General features: G+C 36.4%; 17 protein-coding genes and 1 pseudogene. 14 read left to right on the forward strand and 4 right to left on the reverse strand.

Going from position 1 to position 15,828, the window contains the following annotated elements; all coding sequences use genetic code 11:
• Positions 1 to 597 (forward strand): annotated as a pseudogene (gene exsA / locus U860_RS0128820) (spore coat assembly protein ExsA); the annotation flags it as partial.
• Between the two features lie 180 nt (positions 598 to 777).
• Positions 778 to 1,452, forward strand: a complete 675-nt coding sequence (locus tag U860_RS0128825) for a YhcN/YlaJ family sporulation lipoprotein (RefSeq protein WP_025151204.1) — start codon at positions 778 to 780, stop codon at positions 1,450 to 1,452.
• Between the two features lie 30 nt (positions 1,453 to 1,482).
• Here the strand turns inward: U860_RS0128825 and U860_RS0128830 are convergent, their stop codons facing one another.
• Positions 1,483 to 1,917 (reverse strand): hypothetical protein, encoded by a 435-nt coding sequence (locus tag U860_RS0128830; RefSeq protein WP_025151205.1) that lies wholly within the window; start codon positions 1,915 to 1,917, stop codon positions 1,483 to 1,485.
• A gap of 438 nt (positions 1,918 to 2,355) precedes the next feature.
• On the opposite strand from U860_RS0128830, the gene U860_RS0128835 reads away from it, so the two are divergent.
• The 3 genes from U860_RS0128835 (at position 2,356) to U860_RS0128845 (ending at position 4,324) form a co-directional block, all read left to right on the forward strand.
• Positions 2,356 to 2,676 carry a metalloregulator ArsR/SmtB family transcription factor gene (locus U860_RS0128835; RefSeq protein WP_025151206.1) on the forward strand — a complete coding sequence of 107 codons (321 nt, stop codon included), beginning with the start codon at positions 2,356 to 2,358 and terminating at the stop codon, positions 2,674 to 2,676.
• 69 nt (positions 2,677 to 2,745) lie between these two features.
• Positions 2,746 to 3,675: a DMT family transporter gene (locus U860_RS0128840; protein WP_025151207.1), complete on the forward strand. Its 930-nt coding sequence runs from the start codon at positions 2,746 to 2,748 to the stop codon at positions 3,673 to 3,675.
• Between the two features lie 139 nt (positions 3,676 to 3,814).
• On the forward strand, positions 3,815 to 4,324 hold the full coding sequence (locus U860_RS0128845; RefSeq protein ID WP_025151208.1) for a BofC C-terminal domain-containing protein: 510 nt from the start codon (positions 3,815 to 3,817) through the stop codon (positions 4,322 to 4,324).
• 30 nt (positions 4,325 to 4,354) lie between these two features.
• On the opposite strand, the gene U860_RS0128850 is transcribed toward U860_RS0128845, so the two are convergent.
• On the reverse strand, positions 4,355 to 5,299 hold the full coding sequence (locus U860_RS0128850) for an iron-hydroxamate ABC transporter substrate-binding protein (RefSeq protein ID WP_002173594.1): 945 nt from the start codon (positions 5,297 to 5,299) through the stop codon (positions 4,355 to 4,357).
• 189 nt (positions 5,300 to 5,488) lie between these two features.
• On the opposite strand from U860_RS0128850, the gene ruvA reads away from it, so the two are divergent.
• The 6 genes from ruvA to yajC are packed head-to-tail and all read left to right on the forward strand — an operon-like array spanning position 5,489 to position 9,822.
• Positions 5,489 to 6,106: a Holliday junction DNA helicase RuvA gene (gene ruvA / locus U860_RS0128855; protein ID WP_000464514.1), complete on the forward strand. Its 618-nt coding sequence runs from the start codon at positions 5,489 to 5,491 to the stop codon at positions 6,104 to 6,106.
• A gap of 5 nt (positions 6,107 to 6,111) precedes the next feature.
• Complete coding sequence (gene ruvB / locus U860_RS0128860; protein WP_025151209.1) at positions 6,112 to 7,113, forward strand: Holliday junction branch migration DNA helicase RuvB; 1,002 nt, start codon at positions 6,112 to 6,114, stop codon at positions 7,111 to 7,113.
• Positions 7,110 to 7,310 (forward strand): DUF2905 domain-containing protein, encoded by a 201-nt coding sequence (locus U860_RS0128865; RefSeq protein WP_002173592.1) that lies wholly within the window; start codon positions 7,110 to 7,112, stop codon positions 7,308 to 7,310. The genes ruvB and U860_RS0128865 overlap by 4 nt, the downstream gene beginning before the upstream one ends.
• Before the next feature lie 19 nt (positions 7,311 to 7,329).
• Positions 7,330 to 8,382, forward strand: a complete 1,053-nt coding sequence (queA, locus tag U860_RS0128870; RefSeq protein WP_002173591.1) for a tRNA preQ1(34) S-adenosylmethionine ribosyltransferase-isomerase QueA — start codon at positions 7,330 to 7,332, stop codon at positions 8,380 to 8,382.
• Positions 8,383 to 8,394: 12 nt separating this feature from the next.
• Complete coding sequence (tgt, locus tag U860_RS0128875) at positions 8,395 to 9,534, forward strand: tRNA guanosine(34) transglycosylase Tgt (protein ID WP_000125372.1); 1,140 nt, start codon at positions 8,395 to 8,397, stop codon at positions 9,532 to 9,534.
• A 27-nt stretch (positions 9,535 to 9,561) separates the two neighbouring features.
• Positions 9,562 to 9,822 (forward strand): preprotein translocase subunit YajC, encoded by a 261-nt coding sequence (yajC, locus tag U860_RS0128880; RefSeq protein ID WP_025151210.1) that lies wholly within the window; start codon positions 9,562 to 9,564, stop codon positions 9,820 to 9,822.
• A gap of 36 nt (positions 9,823 to 9,858) precedes the next feature.
• Here the strand turns inward: yajC and U860_RS0128885 are convergent, their stop codons facing one another.
• Positions 9,859 to 10,242: a TIGR04086 family membrane protein gene (locus U860_RS0128885; protein WP_025151211.1), complete on the reverse strand. Its 384-nt coding sequence runs from the start codon at positions 10,240 to 10,242 to the stop codon at positions 9,859 to 9,861.
• Positions 10,243 to 10,344: 102 nt separating this feature from the next.
• Between U860_RS0128885 and U860_RS0128890 the strand changes: the two genes are divergently transcribed.
• A complete protein-coding gene (locus tag U860_RS0128890) occupies positions 10,345 to 11,001 on the forward strand; it encodes a DUF421 domain-containing protein (RefSeq protein ID WP_025151212.1) in 657 nt (218 codons plus the stop codon).
• An 82-nt stretch (positions 11,002 to 11,083) separates the two neighbouring features.
• On the opposite strand, the gene spoVB is transcribed toward U860_RS0128890, so the two are convergent.
• The gene (gene spoVB, locus U860_RS0128895; protein WP_025151213.1) at positions 11,084 to 12,643 is read right to left on the reverse strand and encodes a stage V sporulation protein B; all 1,560 of its coding nucleotides are present in this window, start codon (positions 12,641 to 12,643) and stop codon (positions 11,084 to 11,086) included.
• Between the two features lie 185 nt (positions 12,644 to 12,828).
• Here spoVB and U860_RS0128900 point away from each other — a divergent pair, with 185 nt between their 5' ends.
• Both U860_RS0128900 and secDF read left to right on the forward strand, forming a co-directional pair.
• The gene (locus U860_RS0128900) at positions 12,829 to 13,113 is read left to right on the forward strand and encodes a post-transcriptional regulator (protein WP_025151214.1); all 285 of its coding nucleotides are present in this window, start codon (positions 12,829 to 12,831) and stop codon (positions 13,111 to 13,113) included.
• A 291-nt stretch (positions 13,114 to 13,404) separates the two neighbouring features.
• Positions 13,405 to 15,669, forward strand: a complete 2,265-nt coding sequence (secDF, locus tag U860_RS0128905) for a protein translocase subunit SecDF (protein WP_025151215.1) — start codon at positions 13,405 to 13,407, stop codon at positions 15,667 to 15,669.
• The last annotated feature ends 159 nt before the right edge of the window (positions 15,670 to 15,828 follow it).

Genomic DNA, 15,828 nt, shown 5'->3' on the forward strand with positions numbered 1-15,828 from the left:
ATAATGCCGATAATGGATAACAACCAAATGCCAAACATAATGCCAATAATGGATAACAACCAAATGCCGAACATAATGCCAATAATGGATAACAACCAAATGCCAAACATAATGCCGATAATGGATAACAACCAAATGCCGAACATAATGCCAATAATGGATAACAATCAAATGCCAAACATGATGCCAATAATGGATAACAACCAACCACCGAACATAATGCCGATAATGGATAACAATCAAATGCCAATGATGCCGCCATATCCGCATTATCAACAACAAAATCCATACTATAATATGCCATATCAACAAGGTGCACAGGTAGCACCGCAATATACTTCTATGCCAAATCCGAATATGATGCCAATGGATAATAATATGCCACCACTCGTGCAAGGTGAGGAAGATTGTGGATGCGGAGGAGAAAGTAGGTTATATAGTCCGCAACCAGGTGGACCACAATACGCCAATCCTTTATATTATCAACCGACTCAGCCAGCATATGCACCACAGCCGGGAACGATGTATTATCAGCCGGATCCACCAAATGTATTTGGAGAACCAGTTTCAGAAGAAGAGGACGAAGAGGAAGTTTAAAAAAGGTGGGATTATTCCCGCCTTTTTTGTATTTGTGGTAGTTAAGAAAACGTGAGATTTACATCAAGTGCTAGAAAATTCCTAGTGAAATATTAACAGTGTAAAAAGCCGCTCTGTTACTCATTATAAGAAGGAGCTTTTCGAAAAGAGAAGTTCATTCTAACAAGGGGGGTTTTTGTATTGAATACGAAAGTAAAAGTTATTGCTGCTTCTTTGTTAGTTACCAGTGCGTTAGCTGCATGTGGTACACCTAAAGAGAAAACTGCGATGGACGGGCGTAATTATAATTACGAGCGTACATCTTATAATGATACACATCCAAATCGTACTAATGTAACGCGTAACGATCGTTATACAGATTATGTAACATACCGAAATGGAAACAGAGCAACAGACAATGTGTATGATTATCGTAACGGTACTGGATATAATTATTACCGTGATGTAAATTACAATGGACAAATTGCTAATCCGCACCCAACACGTAATATTACAATGAACAATTCATACATTAACAATGATGGTAAAACTGCAGAAAAAATTACGAATCGTGTGAAACGTATGAATAACGTAGATCGGGTTTCTACAGTTGTATATGGAAACGATGTAGCGATTGCGGTAAAACCACGTAATACAGCGACAGATGAAACAGCGATGGCAAACGAAATTCGTCAAGCTGTTGCGAGTGAAGCTGGAAATAGAAACGTGTACGTCTCTGTAAGAAACGACATGTTTACTCGTGTTGATGCAATGAGTACGCGTCTACGTAATGGTACAGTTACAAACGATTTTAATCGTGACATAACAAATATGTTCCGAGACATTCGTTACGGTTTAACTGGTACAGTACGATAACAATAAAGAGGAAGGGGAATCCCTTCCTCTTTATTCATCTTCGTCTTGTAAACGACGTTTTTTAATAAGATAACTAACGGAATAAGAAGTTAAAAAGCATACGAAGAGGATACTACCTGTAAGGATAGCTTCAAACAGAGGTCTCTCTGGACTGAAAATGATATAAATAATAGCCATAATAATCCCTACAATAAGGGAGCGTAAGACAAGTTTGTAATAAGGAGTTAACTTTATTTCCTTTTCGCTTTCTTCTACATCGATTGAAATACTTAATTGTAAATAGCTAAGTAAAATACTTGTAAGAATAAATAATAACCATAATGGAGATTTCGTAATTTGATCCATTCCTTCAGTGAATCCGATATAGCCTAAAATTCCGATTATACCAATTGATTGAAAGAGAAAGGCAATACGTATGTTTTTTAATGTTTGAAGAATGAGACGTTCATCTTTAATTTTTTTCAAAGCATTCAGCCCCTGTTTATATTTATAGTATTAATTGTAATATATATATTTCATTAATCAATTTATAATTTACATAAAGTTTATTTAGGTAAAAAAGGAAATGAAATATTTTTATAAACATGTTGCGCTTATACTTTATTAATGTTATATTAGCAAAGCGATGAGCTAATTTACGTAAGACGAGAGATATGCTTAAGTGCTAAACACGCGAATGTGGTCGCCTGGTCTCTCGCCGTAAACGCATCAAGACGCCTGCTATGCAGGCGTCTTTCATTTTATATGAATGTAAAGAGAAGAGTGGAGGAATCCAATCTTCTCTTTTTTTATTGAATTTAAAGTCAGAAAATAAAGTTATTTACAAGTGTATGTGAAAGGGTTACTATTTAATGGTAATATATTACATGTTTTTTAGATATAAAAAGTTGGGATGAAGAGGATATGGAGAATTTTGAATGCAGAAATACAGAAATTGTGTTAGAAAAGTTTCAGGTCGTAACACCTATATTTCAGGCGTTGGGAGATGGGAATCGTCAGCAAATTATTATGTTGTTACTAGAAAACAAACATATGAATGTAACGCAAATAACAGATAAGATGGGGATTTCTAGGCCGGCTGTTTCACATCATTTAAAAATTTTAAAACAAGCAGAGTTAATTGTAGCGGATCGGAATGGAAAAGAAATTTTTTATTCTATAATAGCTGGAGATTTTTTAAAACAGGTGAAGGATTTACTTCAAGAGATAGAGTCGAATTATTAATTTTTTTTAGTTAATGAGTAAACAAGTTTAAACATTTGAACTTGTTTTTTACGAAAAGGGGTAATAAAAATGAACAGTATAAATCGTATGCACGTAATTATGTTACTTGTTCCTTTGTTTTGGGGTGGCTCTTTTGCAACAGCAGAGCATATTATTACCGAGATTCCACCAATTACTGCAGCGACAATTCGTTTTGGTTTAGCTGGTTTCATTTTGATAGGAATAGTTTTTATGAAATCTGAGTGGAATACAAGTTTGTTAGTTGAGAATTGGCGGGGATTGTTATTTGTATCGTTAACAGGTATTTTTGGGTACAACATTTTTTTCTTTATGGGACTTCACTATACTTCTACTATGAATGGCTCACTTATCATTGCTACCATGCCAGTCTTTGTGACATTGGGAGCAATATTATTTTTTAAAGAATCTTGGAGTTTAAAAATAGGAATAAGTTTAATTTTATCGCTTATCGGTGTAATAGTTGTTATTACGAGTGGTTCATTGAATACGCTTATGTCCTTGTCATTTAATAAGGGAGATCTTTTATTTATAGCTGCCTTAATATGTGGGGTGTTATATAGCTTAACAGGAAAAAGAGTTATGCGTGGTGTATCACCCTTATTAACTACAATGAGTATGACGGTATTAGGAACTGTTTTTTTAGCAGGCCTTTCTTTATATGAAGATGGCTGGAGAGAGGTTTCAACGCTTTCCTTACAAGGATGGATAGAGATGCTGTATATGGTGATATGTGGGACGTTAGTTGGGTATATAGTGTTTAATAAAGGAGTAGAAGAGCTAGGTGCAAGTAAAGCTAGTATGTATTTAAATATAACTCCCATTGTGGCTACTGGCATATCAGTTATATTATATGGAGCAATTGTTACGTGGCAGCAAATAGTTGGAATGATAATTGTACTAATCGGAGTCTATATAGCAACGATGCAATCCAATAAAGATAAAAAACTACTTTCGCATAATCACTGCGATTCTAAATAGGGGGAAATAGTGTAAAGGTGTACAAAAAATTGAATTCTATAATTCTTAATAGGGGTATTCTATGAATTAGGGATAAAACCCCCATTTCCGGAAAAACTACAAATGAAAGTATGATTTTGCCTAGAAGAGGTGAACGGAAATGAAATGGATACTGATTGCAGTGCAAGCTTTCGTTATGGTGTTTTGTTTAGTTTATGAAACGAGTGTGAGGGCGGAAGGGCCAGTACCAGAAGTAAAAGAAAAAGAACCTCAAGTTACAATTTTATTAGAGCGTATGTATGTTGATGGAGAAGTAAGTGAGGAAATATTTACGGAAAAAGTAGTGAATTTGGAGCAGTTTTTGCAGCAATATAAAGAGTGGCAACTTGTTGATCGTGATGATGTACAAATCGTATTACAAAAGAAAATTGATGATATTTCACCTTTATTGAAAACAAGTGGTTATTTTGGTGTTTCAGAGGAAGGAATATTACAAATTTTTAAAGGTGTACCGAAAAGTGATAACGCGATTCACTCATTTTTTCAAATTGATATGAAAAAGCTTGAAAGTTATGAGCGTGCGAAATTAAAACGTGGCATTCGTATAAAATCAAAAGAAGGTTTTGTGAAGACCATTGAAAAAATGAAGCAGTATGCAGTGAAAAAGTAAGAAAAGCAGCTCTGGTGCGAGCTGCTTTTCTTATTTATTTTTATCTAAAATTTGTTTAGCGATTTCATCAATTAGCATATCTTTTCCGATTGGATTAAATGCTTTCGTATTGAAGACTTCATTCGATACTTCGTATACGTGATTATTTTTCACTGCTTTATTATCTTTCCAAACTGCACTGTTTTTATAGTCTTCATACACTTTATCAGCTTCGCCGCCGAAGTTTACAATGAACATTTGATCAGGCTGGAATGCAACGAGGCCTTCTAGTGATACTTGTGCCATCGTTTGTTTTAAGTCTGTACCTTTTGTTGCTGGAAGTTTTAAGTCGTTAAAGATGATGTCACCATATCCGAAGCTACCGTATACACGGAAGTTTTGTGGTGTTACTGCAACGAACATAAAGTTTTCGTCTTTTGTTTTTTCTTTAATTTTTTTAGATAAAGAGTCTGCTTTTTTATCGTAGTCTGTAATCCATTTATCAGCTTTCTTTTCTTCGTCAAATAGTTTACCTACTTCTTTAAACTTACCGCGCCAGTCTTCTAGATTTGTTTCTAGAACAACTGTCGGTGCCACCTTTTCTAGTTGATCATAAATTTTCAATTGACGATTGTTTAAAATAATTAAGTCTGGTTTTAAAGCAGTAACAGCTTCTAAATCAACTTTAGGTGCCCAATACCAGCCAACAGCTTTTACTCCGTCTAGCTTTTCTGTTAAATGATTTTGGATTTTATCTTTATATGTATTTGCTGTACCAACAGGTTTATGTCCAAGAAGTAACAATTCTTCTGTTGATCCAGATAAGTCAACAATCCTTTTTGGATTTACTGGAATTGTCGCTTCTCCTTTAGCGTGTTTGACAACTTTTGTTTTCGGTTGTTCTTTCGCTTTAGACTCATCTTTTTGAGAAGAGCAGCCAACGATAGAAAGGACAACTAACATGATAGTAAATAAAATAAATAGCCTTTTTTTCATCCTAATGTAACCCCTTTAATTAATATTGATAATCATTATCGACTATTGTATAGTAATGTTCTTTCTGTATTTATGTCAATAGAAAAAAACGGAAATTTTAAACAGAGAACATTTGTTGGGGTATCCTCGCTTTTCTATTGTTAAATATGTTAAAATGGAATACATGATTTGAGAGGGAGAGATCGTATTTTGTTTGAATATGTTACAGGTTACGTGGAGTATGTAGGACCGGAATATGTCGTAATTGATCATAATGGAATTGGTTATCAAATTTTCACACCAAATCCATATGTCTTTCAAAGAAGTAAGCAAGAAATTCGTGTCTATACATATCATTATGTGAGAGAAGATATTATGGCACTTTACGGATTTAAAACACGTGAAGAGCGTTTATTATTTACAAAATTGTTAGGTGTATCAGGCATTGGACCGAAAGGTGCTCTTGCAATTTTAGCTTCTGGTCAAACAGGACAGGTCGTTCAAGCAATTGAACATGAAGATGAGAAGTTTTTAGTGAAATTCCCAGGTGTCGGAAAGAAAACAGCGCGCCAAATGATTTTAGATTTAAAAGGGAAATTAGCAGATGTTGTACCAGATGCGTTTGTTGATTTGTTCTCAGATGTCGAAAGTTTTGATGAGAAAAAAGGTTCATCAGTTGAACTTGATGAAGCGCTGGAAGCACTGCGTGCACTTGGTTATGCAGAACGAGAAGTTTCTCGCGTTGTACCAGAACTATTAAAAGAATCACTAACAACGGATCAATATATTAAAAAGGCACTTAGTCTTTTACTAAATGGTAAGAGGTGAGTATAATGGACGAACGTCTCCTTTCAGGGGAATCTGTATATGAAGATGCAGATTTAGAGTATTCATTACGGCCACAGACGCTCCGTCAGTATATTGGCCAAGATAAAGCGAAACATAATTTAGAAGTTTTTATTGAAGCGGCGAAAATGCGTGAAGAAACGTTAGATCACGTACTTTTATATGGACCACCTGGACTTGGTAAAACGACGCTTGCGAATATTATTGCCAATGAAATGGGTGTTAACATTCGAACAACGTCAGGTCCCGCAATTGAAAGACCAGGAGATTTAGCGGCTGTATTAACAGCACTGCAGCCTGGGGATGTATTATTTATTGATGAAATTCATCGTTTGCATAGATCTATTGAAGAAGTGTTATACCCAGCGATGGAAGACTTTTGCCTTGATATCGTTATTGGGAAAGGACCGTCAGCTCGATCTGTACGTCTAGACTTACCCCCATTTACGCTAGTTGGGGCAACGACGCGTGCAGGTGCATTATCAGCACCACTTCGTGACCGTTTCGGTGTACTTTCACGATTAGAGTATTATACAGTAGATCAGCTTTCTGCGATTGTAGAACGTACAGCAGAAGTATTCGAAGTGGAGATTGATTCGTTGGCAGCACTAGAAATTGCAAGACGTGCCCGTGGTACACCTCGTATTGCGAATCGTCTATTACGACGTGTACGTGACTTCGCGCAAGTTCGCAGTGACGGAACGATTGCGATGGAAATTACACAAATGGCGTTAGAGCTATTACAAGTAGATAAATTAGGACTTGATCATATTGACCATAAATTACTGCTTGGTATTATTGAAAAGTTCCGCGGTGGTCCAGTTGGATTAGAAACAGTTTCGGCAACGATTGGAGAAGAATCTCATACGATTGAAGATGTGTATGAGCCGTATTTATTACAAATTGGCTTTTTACAACGAACTCCAAGAGGCCGAATCGTAACTCCACTCGCATATGAACATTTTGGGATGGAGATGCCAAAGGTATGACGGAGATGCCAAAGCTGCTTATTACAGCTGGTATTTTACTCATTGTTGTTGGTCTAGCTTGGAAGTTTATTGGAAGGCTTCCAGGCGATATTTTTGTGAAAAAAGGAAACGTTACCTTTTATTTTCCTATCATTACATGTATTGTGTTAAGTATTGTATTATCTTTTGTTATGTATATAATAAATCGATTTAAATAAGAAATAGGTGGATATAGTTATGGATATTAATCTGTTTGATTTTCATTTACCAGAAGAGCTTATTGCACAAATCCCGCTTGAAGAGCGTGAAACATCAAGATTGATGGTGTTAGACCGTGAAACAGGGGATATTGAGCATAAACATTTTACGGACATTCTTTCTTACTTACATGAGGGGGATTGCTTAGTTTTAAATGAAACGAAAGTTATGCCTGCTCGCTTGCACGGTGTGAAAGAAGATACAGGTGCACATATCGAAGTGCTTCTTTTAAAACAAGAGGAAGGCGATAAGTGGGAAACACTTGTCAAGCCAGCGAAGCGTGTAAAAGAAGGTACTGTAATCTCTTTTGGTGAAGGAAAGTTAAAAGCAACTTGTACAGGAACTGCAGATCAAGGTGGGCGTCAACTTGAGTTTTCATATGACGGCATCTTTTATGAAATTTTAGACGAACTTGGAGAAATGCCACTTCCTCCGTATATTAAAGAGACGTTGGAAGATCGCGATCGTTATCAAACGGTATATGCGAAGGAAATTGGTTCAGCAGCAGCACCGACAGCTGGACTTCACTTTACAGAAGAGTTACTCGAGAAATTGAAGCAAAAAGGCGTTCAATTAGCATTTATTACGCTCCATGTAGGACTTGGAACATTTAGACCAGTTTCTGCAGATACTATTGAAGAGCATCATATGCATGCAGAGTATTACCATATGTCTGAAGAGACAGCTGCGTTATTAAACCGTGTGAAAGAGAATGGTGGACGTATTATTACAGTAGGTACGACATCAACTCGTACATTAGAAACGATTGCGACAGATCATGATGGTAAGCTTTGTGCAGCTTCTGGATGGACAGATATATTTATGTACCCAGGATATGAATTTAAAGCAATTGATGGTTTAATTACAAACTTCCATTTGCCGAAATCAACATTAATTATGCTTGTAAGTGCATTCGCAAATAGAGATAATGTACTTCATGCATATAATGAAGCAGTAAAAGAAAAATATCGTTTCTTTAGCTTTGGTGATGCGATGTTCGTTGCATCTCACGCTAAAATGAGAAACAAATAAAAGGAGTAAATTATGACAGCAATTCGTTATGAATTTATTAAAACTTGTAAACAAACGGGTGCGCGTTTAGGACGTGTGCATACGCCACACGGTTCATTTGATACACCGACATTTATGCCAGTTGGTACACTTGCAACAGTTAAAACGATGTCACCAGAAGAATTAAAAGCAATGGATTCTGGTATTATTTTAAGTAATACGTATCATTTATGGCTACGCCCAGGCCACGAGATTGTTCGTGAAGCAGGCGGTTTGCATAAATTTATGAACTGGGACCGTGCAATCTTAACGGATTCAGGTGGTTTCCAAGTATTCAGTTTAAGTGACTTCCGCCGTATTGAAGAGGAAGGCGTTCATTTCCGTAATCACTTAAATGGAGATAAATTATTCTTATCACCAGAAAAAGCGATGGAAATTCAAAATGCATTAGGTTCAGATATCATGATGGCATTTGACGAGTGTCCACCGTTCCCAGCTACTTTTGAATATATGAAAAAGTCTGTAGAGCGTACAAGCCGTTGGGCAGAGCGTTGTCTAAAGGCACATGAGCGTCCACAAGACCAAGGTTTATTCGGTATTGTACAGGGCGGAGAGTTTGAAGAGCTTCGTCGTCAAAGTGCGAAAGATCTTGTTTCAATGGACTTCCCTGGTTACGCTGTAGGTGGTTTATCTGTTGGAGAGCCAAAAGATATTATGAACCGTGTACTTGAATTTACAACACCACTTCTTCCAGATAATAAGCCACGTTACTTAATGGGAGTAGGTTCTCCTGATTCATTAATTGATGGTGCGATTCGTGGTATTGATATGTTTGACTGCGTACTTCCAACTCGTATTGCCCGAAATGGTACATGTATGACAAGTGAAGGTCGCTTAGTTGTGAAAAACGCGAAATTTGCTAGAGATTTCGGTCCGCTTGATCCTAACTGTGATTGCTACACATGTAAAAATTACTCTCGTGCGTACATTCGTCACTTAATGAAATGTGATGAAACGTTCGGAATTCGTTTAACGTCTTATCACAACCTTCATTTTCTGTTAAACTTAATGGAGCAGGTGAGACAAGCTATTCGTGAAGACCGTCTTGGCGATTTCCGCGAAGAGTTCTTTGAACAGTATGGCTTTAATAAACCGAATGCTAAAAACTTCTAATACATAATTTAAAAGGAGGAACAAAAGATGAATCCAGGTATGATGAATATCGTTATGATCGTTGCGATGTTTGCGATTTTCTATTTCTTATTAATTCGCCCGCAACAAAAACGTCAAAAAGCAGTTGCTCAAATGCAAAGCGAGTTAGCAAAAGGTGATGCTATCGTAACAATCGGTGGTTTACACGGTACAATCGAATCAGTAGATGAAACTAAAATTGTTGTTAAATCTGGTGGTTCACACTTAACTTTCGATCGCAATGCGATTCGTGAAGTTGTGAAAAACTAATGATGAAGGCCCTGCATGAAATGTGCAGGGCCTTTTTTAATTATTTTGTTTTGACATATTTACACCGAAAATACCTCCGAGTGTACTCGCACCCATTAATGCCAATTGGTAGAGTAACTGTGAGTTCGATAAAGTTTGAGAGAAGCCTAAATAGTTAACGAGAAAGACGAGAAGAGTGAATGTGAGTCCTGTTGTGAGGCCGACTAACCATCCTTTTCCTTTTGCCTTTTTACCAGCTACAAATCCGGATATGAGAGTAGATAGAAGAGCTAGTATAAAAATGGTAACCGCTAATGTCTCTTCGCCAATATTAGTGAATTTTAATAAAAGAGCCATAATCATACTTGTAATAGATGCGAGGATTAATAGGGTGATAATACCAAAGCCAATTGCACTTGATAATTTTTTCGTTCCATCCATTATGCATTCCCCCTTTTTAATACAAGCATATTTTCATTTTGTTTAAGTTAGACTAGTTTCTTTTTTGTGGGGGAACCTATAAGTAAAAAAGGAGATGTAGAAATGGAATGGGTATCAATAATTGGACGAACAATGCTGTTGTATATAATCATTTTAATTATTTTTCGTCTTATGGGTAAACGTGAAATTGGAGAATTAAGTGTATTAGATTTAGTTGTATTCATTATGCTCGGTGAAATGGCTGTAGTGGCAATTGAAAATACAGATAAGTCACTTTGGCATCAATTAGTTCCAATGACTTTTCTTATGTGTATACAAATCATTTTGTCAGTCATTTCATTAAAGTTTCAACGTTTTCGGCATTTAATAGAAGGGGAGCCGGCTATTCTTGTAAATGCAGGTAAAATTGATGAAAAAAAGATGCGGAAGCAGCGGTACAGCATAGATGATTTAATGATGCAACTACGGGAGCAAGGAGTCGGGGATGTACGTGATGTAGAATACGCTATTTTAGAACCAACTGGGAAGTTATCTGTCTTTCAAAAACAAAAAAGTAAAAAGAGTAAAAATGATACACCAATTTTTACACTCCCGCTAATTATTGATGGAGAAATTCAATACAATCATTTGCAAATGATTGAGCATACAGATGAATGGCTCGTTGAAAAATTGAATAACTTAGGTTATAAAGATGTGAAACAGATTTTATATTGTAGTTTTCAAAATGGACAATTTTTTGTTGATTTGAAAGAAAATTAGAGGCTTACCATTTTGAATGGTAAGCCCGATTGGTGCGGGCTAATAATCAGTGGGGGATGCCCCCACTGACTAAAGTTTCACTTTACTTCAAAAATGAAAGTTTACGAATGATAGGGAGTCGACTTAACTCTTCTTTTCGAATGAGTTTGAAAACAAAGAGGAGAACAATATAAACGATGGTTGTTAAGGTGATCTCCCATAATGTTTGTACGCCAAGTGAATGAGAAAAAACGATATGCGTATGAAGATAAAAACCGAAAGCACCAGCAATCCCGATAGCAATCCCACCGAAAATATAGTCTTTTGCGTAAATCGTAAATGTAATCTTCTTTAAAACAGTAGCATAGTGAAGGAATGTTACCGTCACTATATTTGCAGCGATAGCAAGTGCAACCCCCATCATTTGAAACTCTGGCCGTGAAGCAAGTACAAAAATAACGATTAGTTTTACGATGGCTCCAATAAATGTGTTCATCATAGCGGCTCGTGCTAAATTTAAAGCTTGCAACACAGATGTAAGAGGACTTTGGAAATAATGAAATAAAAAGCAAGGCGCAAGAAGTTGGATGAACGCTGTCGCGCTGTCTGATCCGTACATGAGAGTTAAAATAGGAGAAGCAAATACGTATAATATTACGACTGACCATCCACCAGTAATTAATGAGATTCGAAGGGCTTGTTGTAATCGGTGTTCCACTAATTTGTGTTGCCTCTTTGCCATTGCCTCGCTAATTGATGGGACAAGTGCTGTAGAAAGAGCATATGTAATAAAGGCTGGCAGTGATAGAAGTGGGAACGCATAACCGTTTAATATACCGTATTGCTGAGTTGCGACAGAAGCAGCAACGCCGGCGACCGCTAAGCTTTGCATAACGACGATAGGTTCAAAAAAATAAGAAACGGAACCAATTAAACGGCTTCCTGTAGTTGGGAGTGCAATGTCCATAAGGGAATAAAATGTATTTTTGCTCTCCTTTACAGTAGTGAAAAATCCAGAGCGTATAGATAAATGTTTTTCGCGTTGGAATAAAGTAAGTAAAAATAATAAAGATGCAACTTCGCCAAGAACAGCTGATAGCATGGCGCCGGCTGCAGCATATTCTACGCCATAAGGTAAAAATAAACGAATACATACAGCGATAATTGTAATGCGGACGACTTGCTCTAAAACTTGGGCGTAAGCGCTCGGTTTCATATTTTGTTTCCCTTGGAAGTAACCACGTAAAACAGAAGAAACTGCAATAACAGGGACGACAGGTAAAATAGCCATTAATGGATAGTATGTTCTTTCATCTGTTAATAATGTTTTTGCTAAAATAGGTGTGAGTAGCATAATCGCAATTGTTAAAACGATACTAATAACGGATGTAACTGCCAGCGAAACAGTTAATATTTTTTTAACTCTTTGTTTATCGTTCACTGCTTCCGCTTCTGCTACAAATTTTGCAATCGCAACAGGAAGGCCGATTTGTGTTAATGTAATTGCTAAAATAAAGGTGGGAACAGCCATCATATAAAGGCCAACGCCTTCTTCTCCTAAAATACGTGCCATTACAATGCGGTTAATAAACCCAAGGATTTTTGTGATAAAGCCGGCTATCATTAAAATAAATGCACCTTTTAAAAAGCTTTGTTTCGTCATGGTCTTCTCCTACCTTCTCAAAATCAATGGAATGATTTACAATAATTTATATGCACGTATGAGACAAGAATGACAAGCATTTAAGAGAGTGGAATATGATAATGCTCTTGAAAGTAGTTATTACTGTCCATTAGAGCGGGATTAAAAGCGACTTTTCGTGCTGAAACTATAAGGAGATGTTACGTATGTTAGAAAAAGAAGATTTGGTAGAATCATACCGCGGACAGTTACAAGTCGTTTTAGAAAGTAAAGTAGAAGAGTTTCGAATGTTCGGTTACGACCGGGTGACAGATAATGATATCTGGAAATTTCTTAAGGTGAAAAAGTGGAAAAAGATAGACAGCGATGTTAGATTATATGAATTAGTAAATGATGTATTAAGAGTAAGTACTAATGAATATATGAATTATTTAACTGTTGAAGCATATCAAGCGCCACTTTGGTCGTTTGATGAATATGAAAATAAATAACCGACTGCAATTGGTTTGTTCTTCCTTTTGCAGTATAATGATAGGTATTGATAAAGAGGAAATAATTATGTCTAAGATTATATATAAAGGAGGTAGTGAAGAGAAAAAATAATGAAAGTGTAGGTATTACGTAGGTCTTACCGACACAGCTAGTGATGACCTAGCAAGAAACACATGTATTTTACAGAAAGGAAGTCTACTAACTAGACAAGCATATAGGTATAGAGATTTGCTTATTGCAAGTGAATCAAGTGATGTATGGAATCTGTTAGTAGCAGAAAGAGGGTACATATGGCAAAGCGTGGTACAAGAATTGCCGCCTTTTTCCTCATCGTTTTATTAATTGGTGGAGTAATTGGTGCGGCAGGAAAAGACATAGCAAAAGGAATTAGTCTAGGACTAGACCTTCGCGGTGGTTTTGAAATTCTATATGAAGTAAAACCAGCCAAAAAAGGTGATAAAATCGATCATAATGCACTTGTAAGTACAGTAGGTGCCCTTGAAAATCGTGTCAATGTTCTCGGTGTAAGTGAGCCGAACATTCAAATCGAAGGAGAAAATCGAATCCGTGTCCAGCTTGCTGGTGTACAAGATCAGCAAAAAGCACGTGAAATGTTATCAACACAAGCGAAATTAACATTCCGTGATGTGAATGACAATCTTCTTATGGATGGAACGGATTTAAAAGGCGGCGGAGCGAAGCAAACATTTGATGAGCAAGGCCGTGCGAGCGTAGGTCTTACACTAAAAAGCGCTGAAAAGTTCCGTGAAGTAACTGAAAAGATTTCAAAAATGCCACCACCAACGAATTTAATGGTAATTTGGCTTGATTTTGAAGAAGGAAAAGATTCATATAAAGCAGAATCTGCAAAACCGAATCCGAAGTTTTTATCAGCAGCAACAGTAAACCAAGTATTTAATCAAGCTGAAGTATCTATCGTAGGTGGAAACTTCACAGTTGAAAGTGCGAAACAACTTTCATCTTTATTAAATGCAGGAGCACTTCCTGTTGATTTAAAAGAAATGTATTCAACATCTGTTGGAGCGAAATTTGGACAACAAGCATTAGAGCAAACGATTTTCGCTAGTGCGATCGGTATTGCTATTATCTTCTTATTCATGCTTGTATTCTACCGTCTACCAGGACTTGTAGCGGTTATTATGTTAGGTTTATACATTTTCGTTACATTACTAGTCTTTAACTGGATGCATGCAGTTCTTACGTTGCCAGGTATTGCGGCATTAGTGCTCGGGGTTGGTATCGCAGTTGATGCGAATATCATTACGTACGAGAGGTTAAAGGAAGAGCTGAAAATTGGTAAGTCGATGATGTCGGCATTTCGTGCTGGTAACCATCGTTCATTATCAACAATTTTAGATGCGAACATTACAACAATTGCAGCAGCAGGTGTTTTATTCGCTTACGGTAATAGCTCTGTAAAAGGTTTCGCAACAAGTTTAATCGTAAGTATTTTAGTTGGTTTTATTACGAACGTATTCGGTACTCGTTTCTTACTAGGTTTACTTGTAAAGAGCCGTTACTTCGATAAAAAGCCATCTTACTTTGGTGTTAAGGAAAAGGATATTATTCCATTAACAAAAGGTGTAGTACATCCACCGACGAAATTTGATCGTATTAACTTCGTAAATATCGGTCATAAATTCTTCTTATTCTCAATTGTAGTTGTAATTGCTGGGGCAATTATATTACCGATCTTCAAAATGAACCTTGGAATTGACTTTGCAAGTGGTACACGTATTGACTTGCAATCAAAACAAGCACTTACTGTGTCTGACGTTCATAAAGATTTCAACGAACTGAAGATTGATGTGAAAGAAGAAAATATTGTACCGACTGGTAATGATAATAAAGGTTTCGCAGTTCGTACATTAGGCGTTCTATCAAAAGATGAAATTGCGAAAACAAAAACATTCTTCCACGATAAATATGGTACAGATCCAAACGTAAGTACAGTTTCGCCGACAATAGGGAAAGAAATTGCGCGAAATGCATTTATCGCAGTATTAATTGCTTCTGCAGTAATCGTTTTATACGTAAGTATTCGTTTCCGCCTTACGTACGCAGTATCTGCAGTAATCGCATTATTACACGATGCATTCGTTATGATTGTTATATTTAGTCTTTTCCAAATAGAGGTAGACTTAACGTTTATCGCTGCTGTGTTAACAATTATCGGTTATTCTATCAATGACTCAATCGTTACGTTCGATAGAAACCGTGAGTTATACAAACAGAAAAAACGAGTTCGTGATATAAAAGATTTAGAAGAAATCGTAAACGCAAGTATTCGTCAAACAATTGGTCGTTCAATTAATACAGTGTTAACAGTCCTGTTCCCAGTAATTGCACTACTTATTTTCGGTAGTGAATCACTGCGTAACTTCTCACTTGCGTTATTAATTGGATTAGTTGTAGGTACGTACTCTTCTATTTTCGTTGCTTCTCAAATTTGGTTAATGCTTGAAAACCGTCGTTTGAAAAAGGGTAAAGGAAATAAAAAAGTAGAAAAACCAGTAACTGAACCGCAAGTGTAAAAATGAAAATATATATAAAGATGATGTCCATTTATGGGGCATCTCTTTTTTCGTTTCTGGATACAATAATGTAGCGTCTTTTAAAAAAGAACAAATGGAAGAAAGTGGTGGAGAGGTCTTTAGTTTTGTTATAATAAAGTGAAGGTTAATAATCAGTGG

The sequence above is a fragment of the Bacillus sp. H1a genome, from assembly GCF_000633475.1.
In the GTDB taxonomy this organism is placed as follows: Bacteria; Bacillota; Bacilli; order Bacillales; family Bacillaceae_G; genus Bacillus_A; species Bacillus_A paramycoides.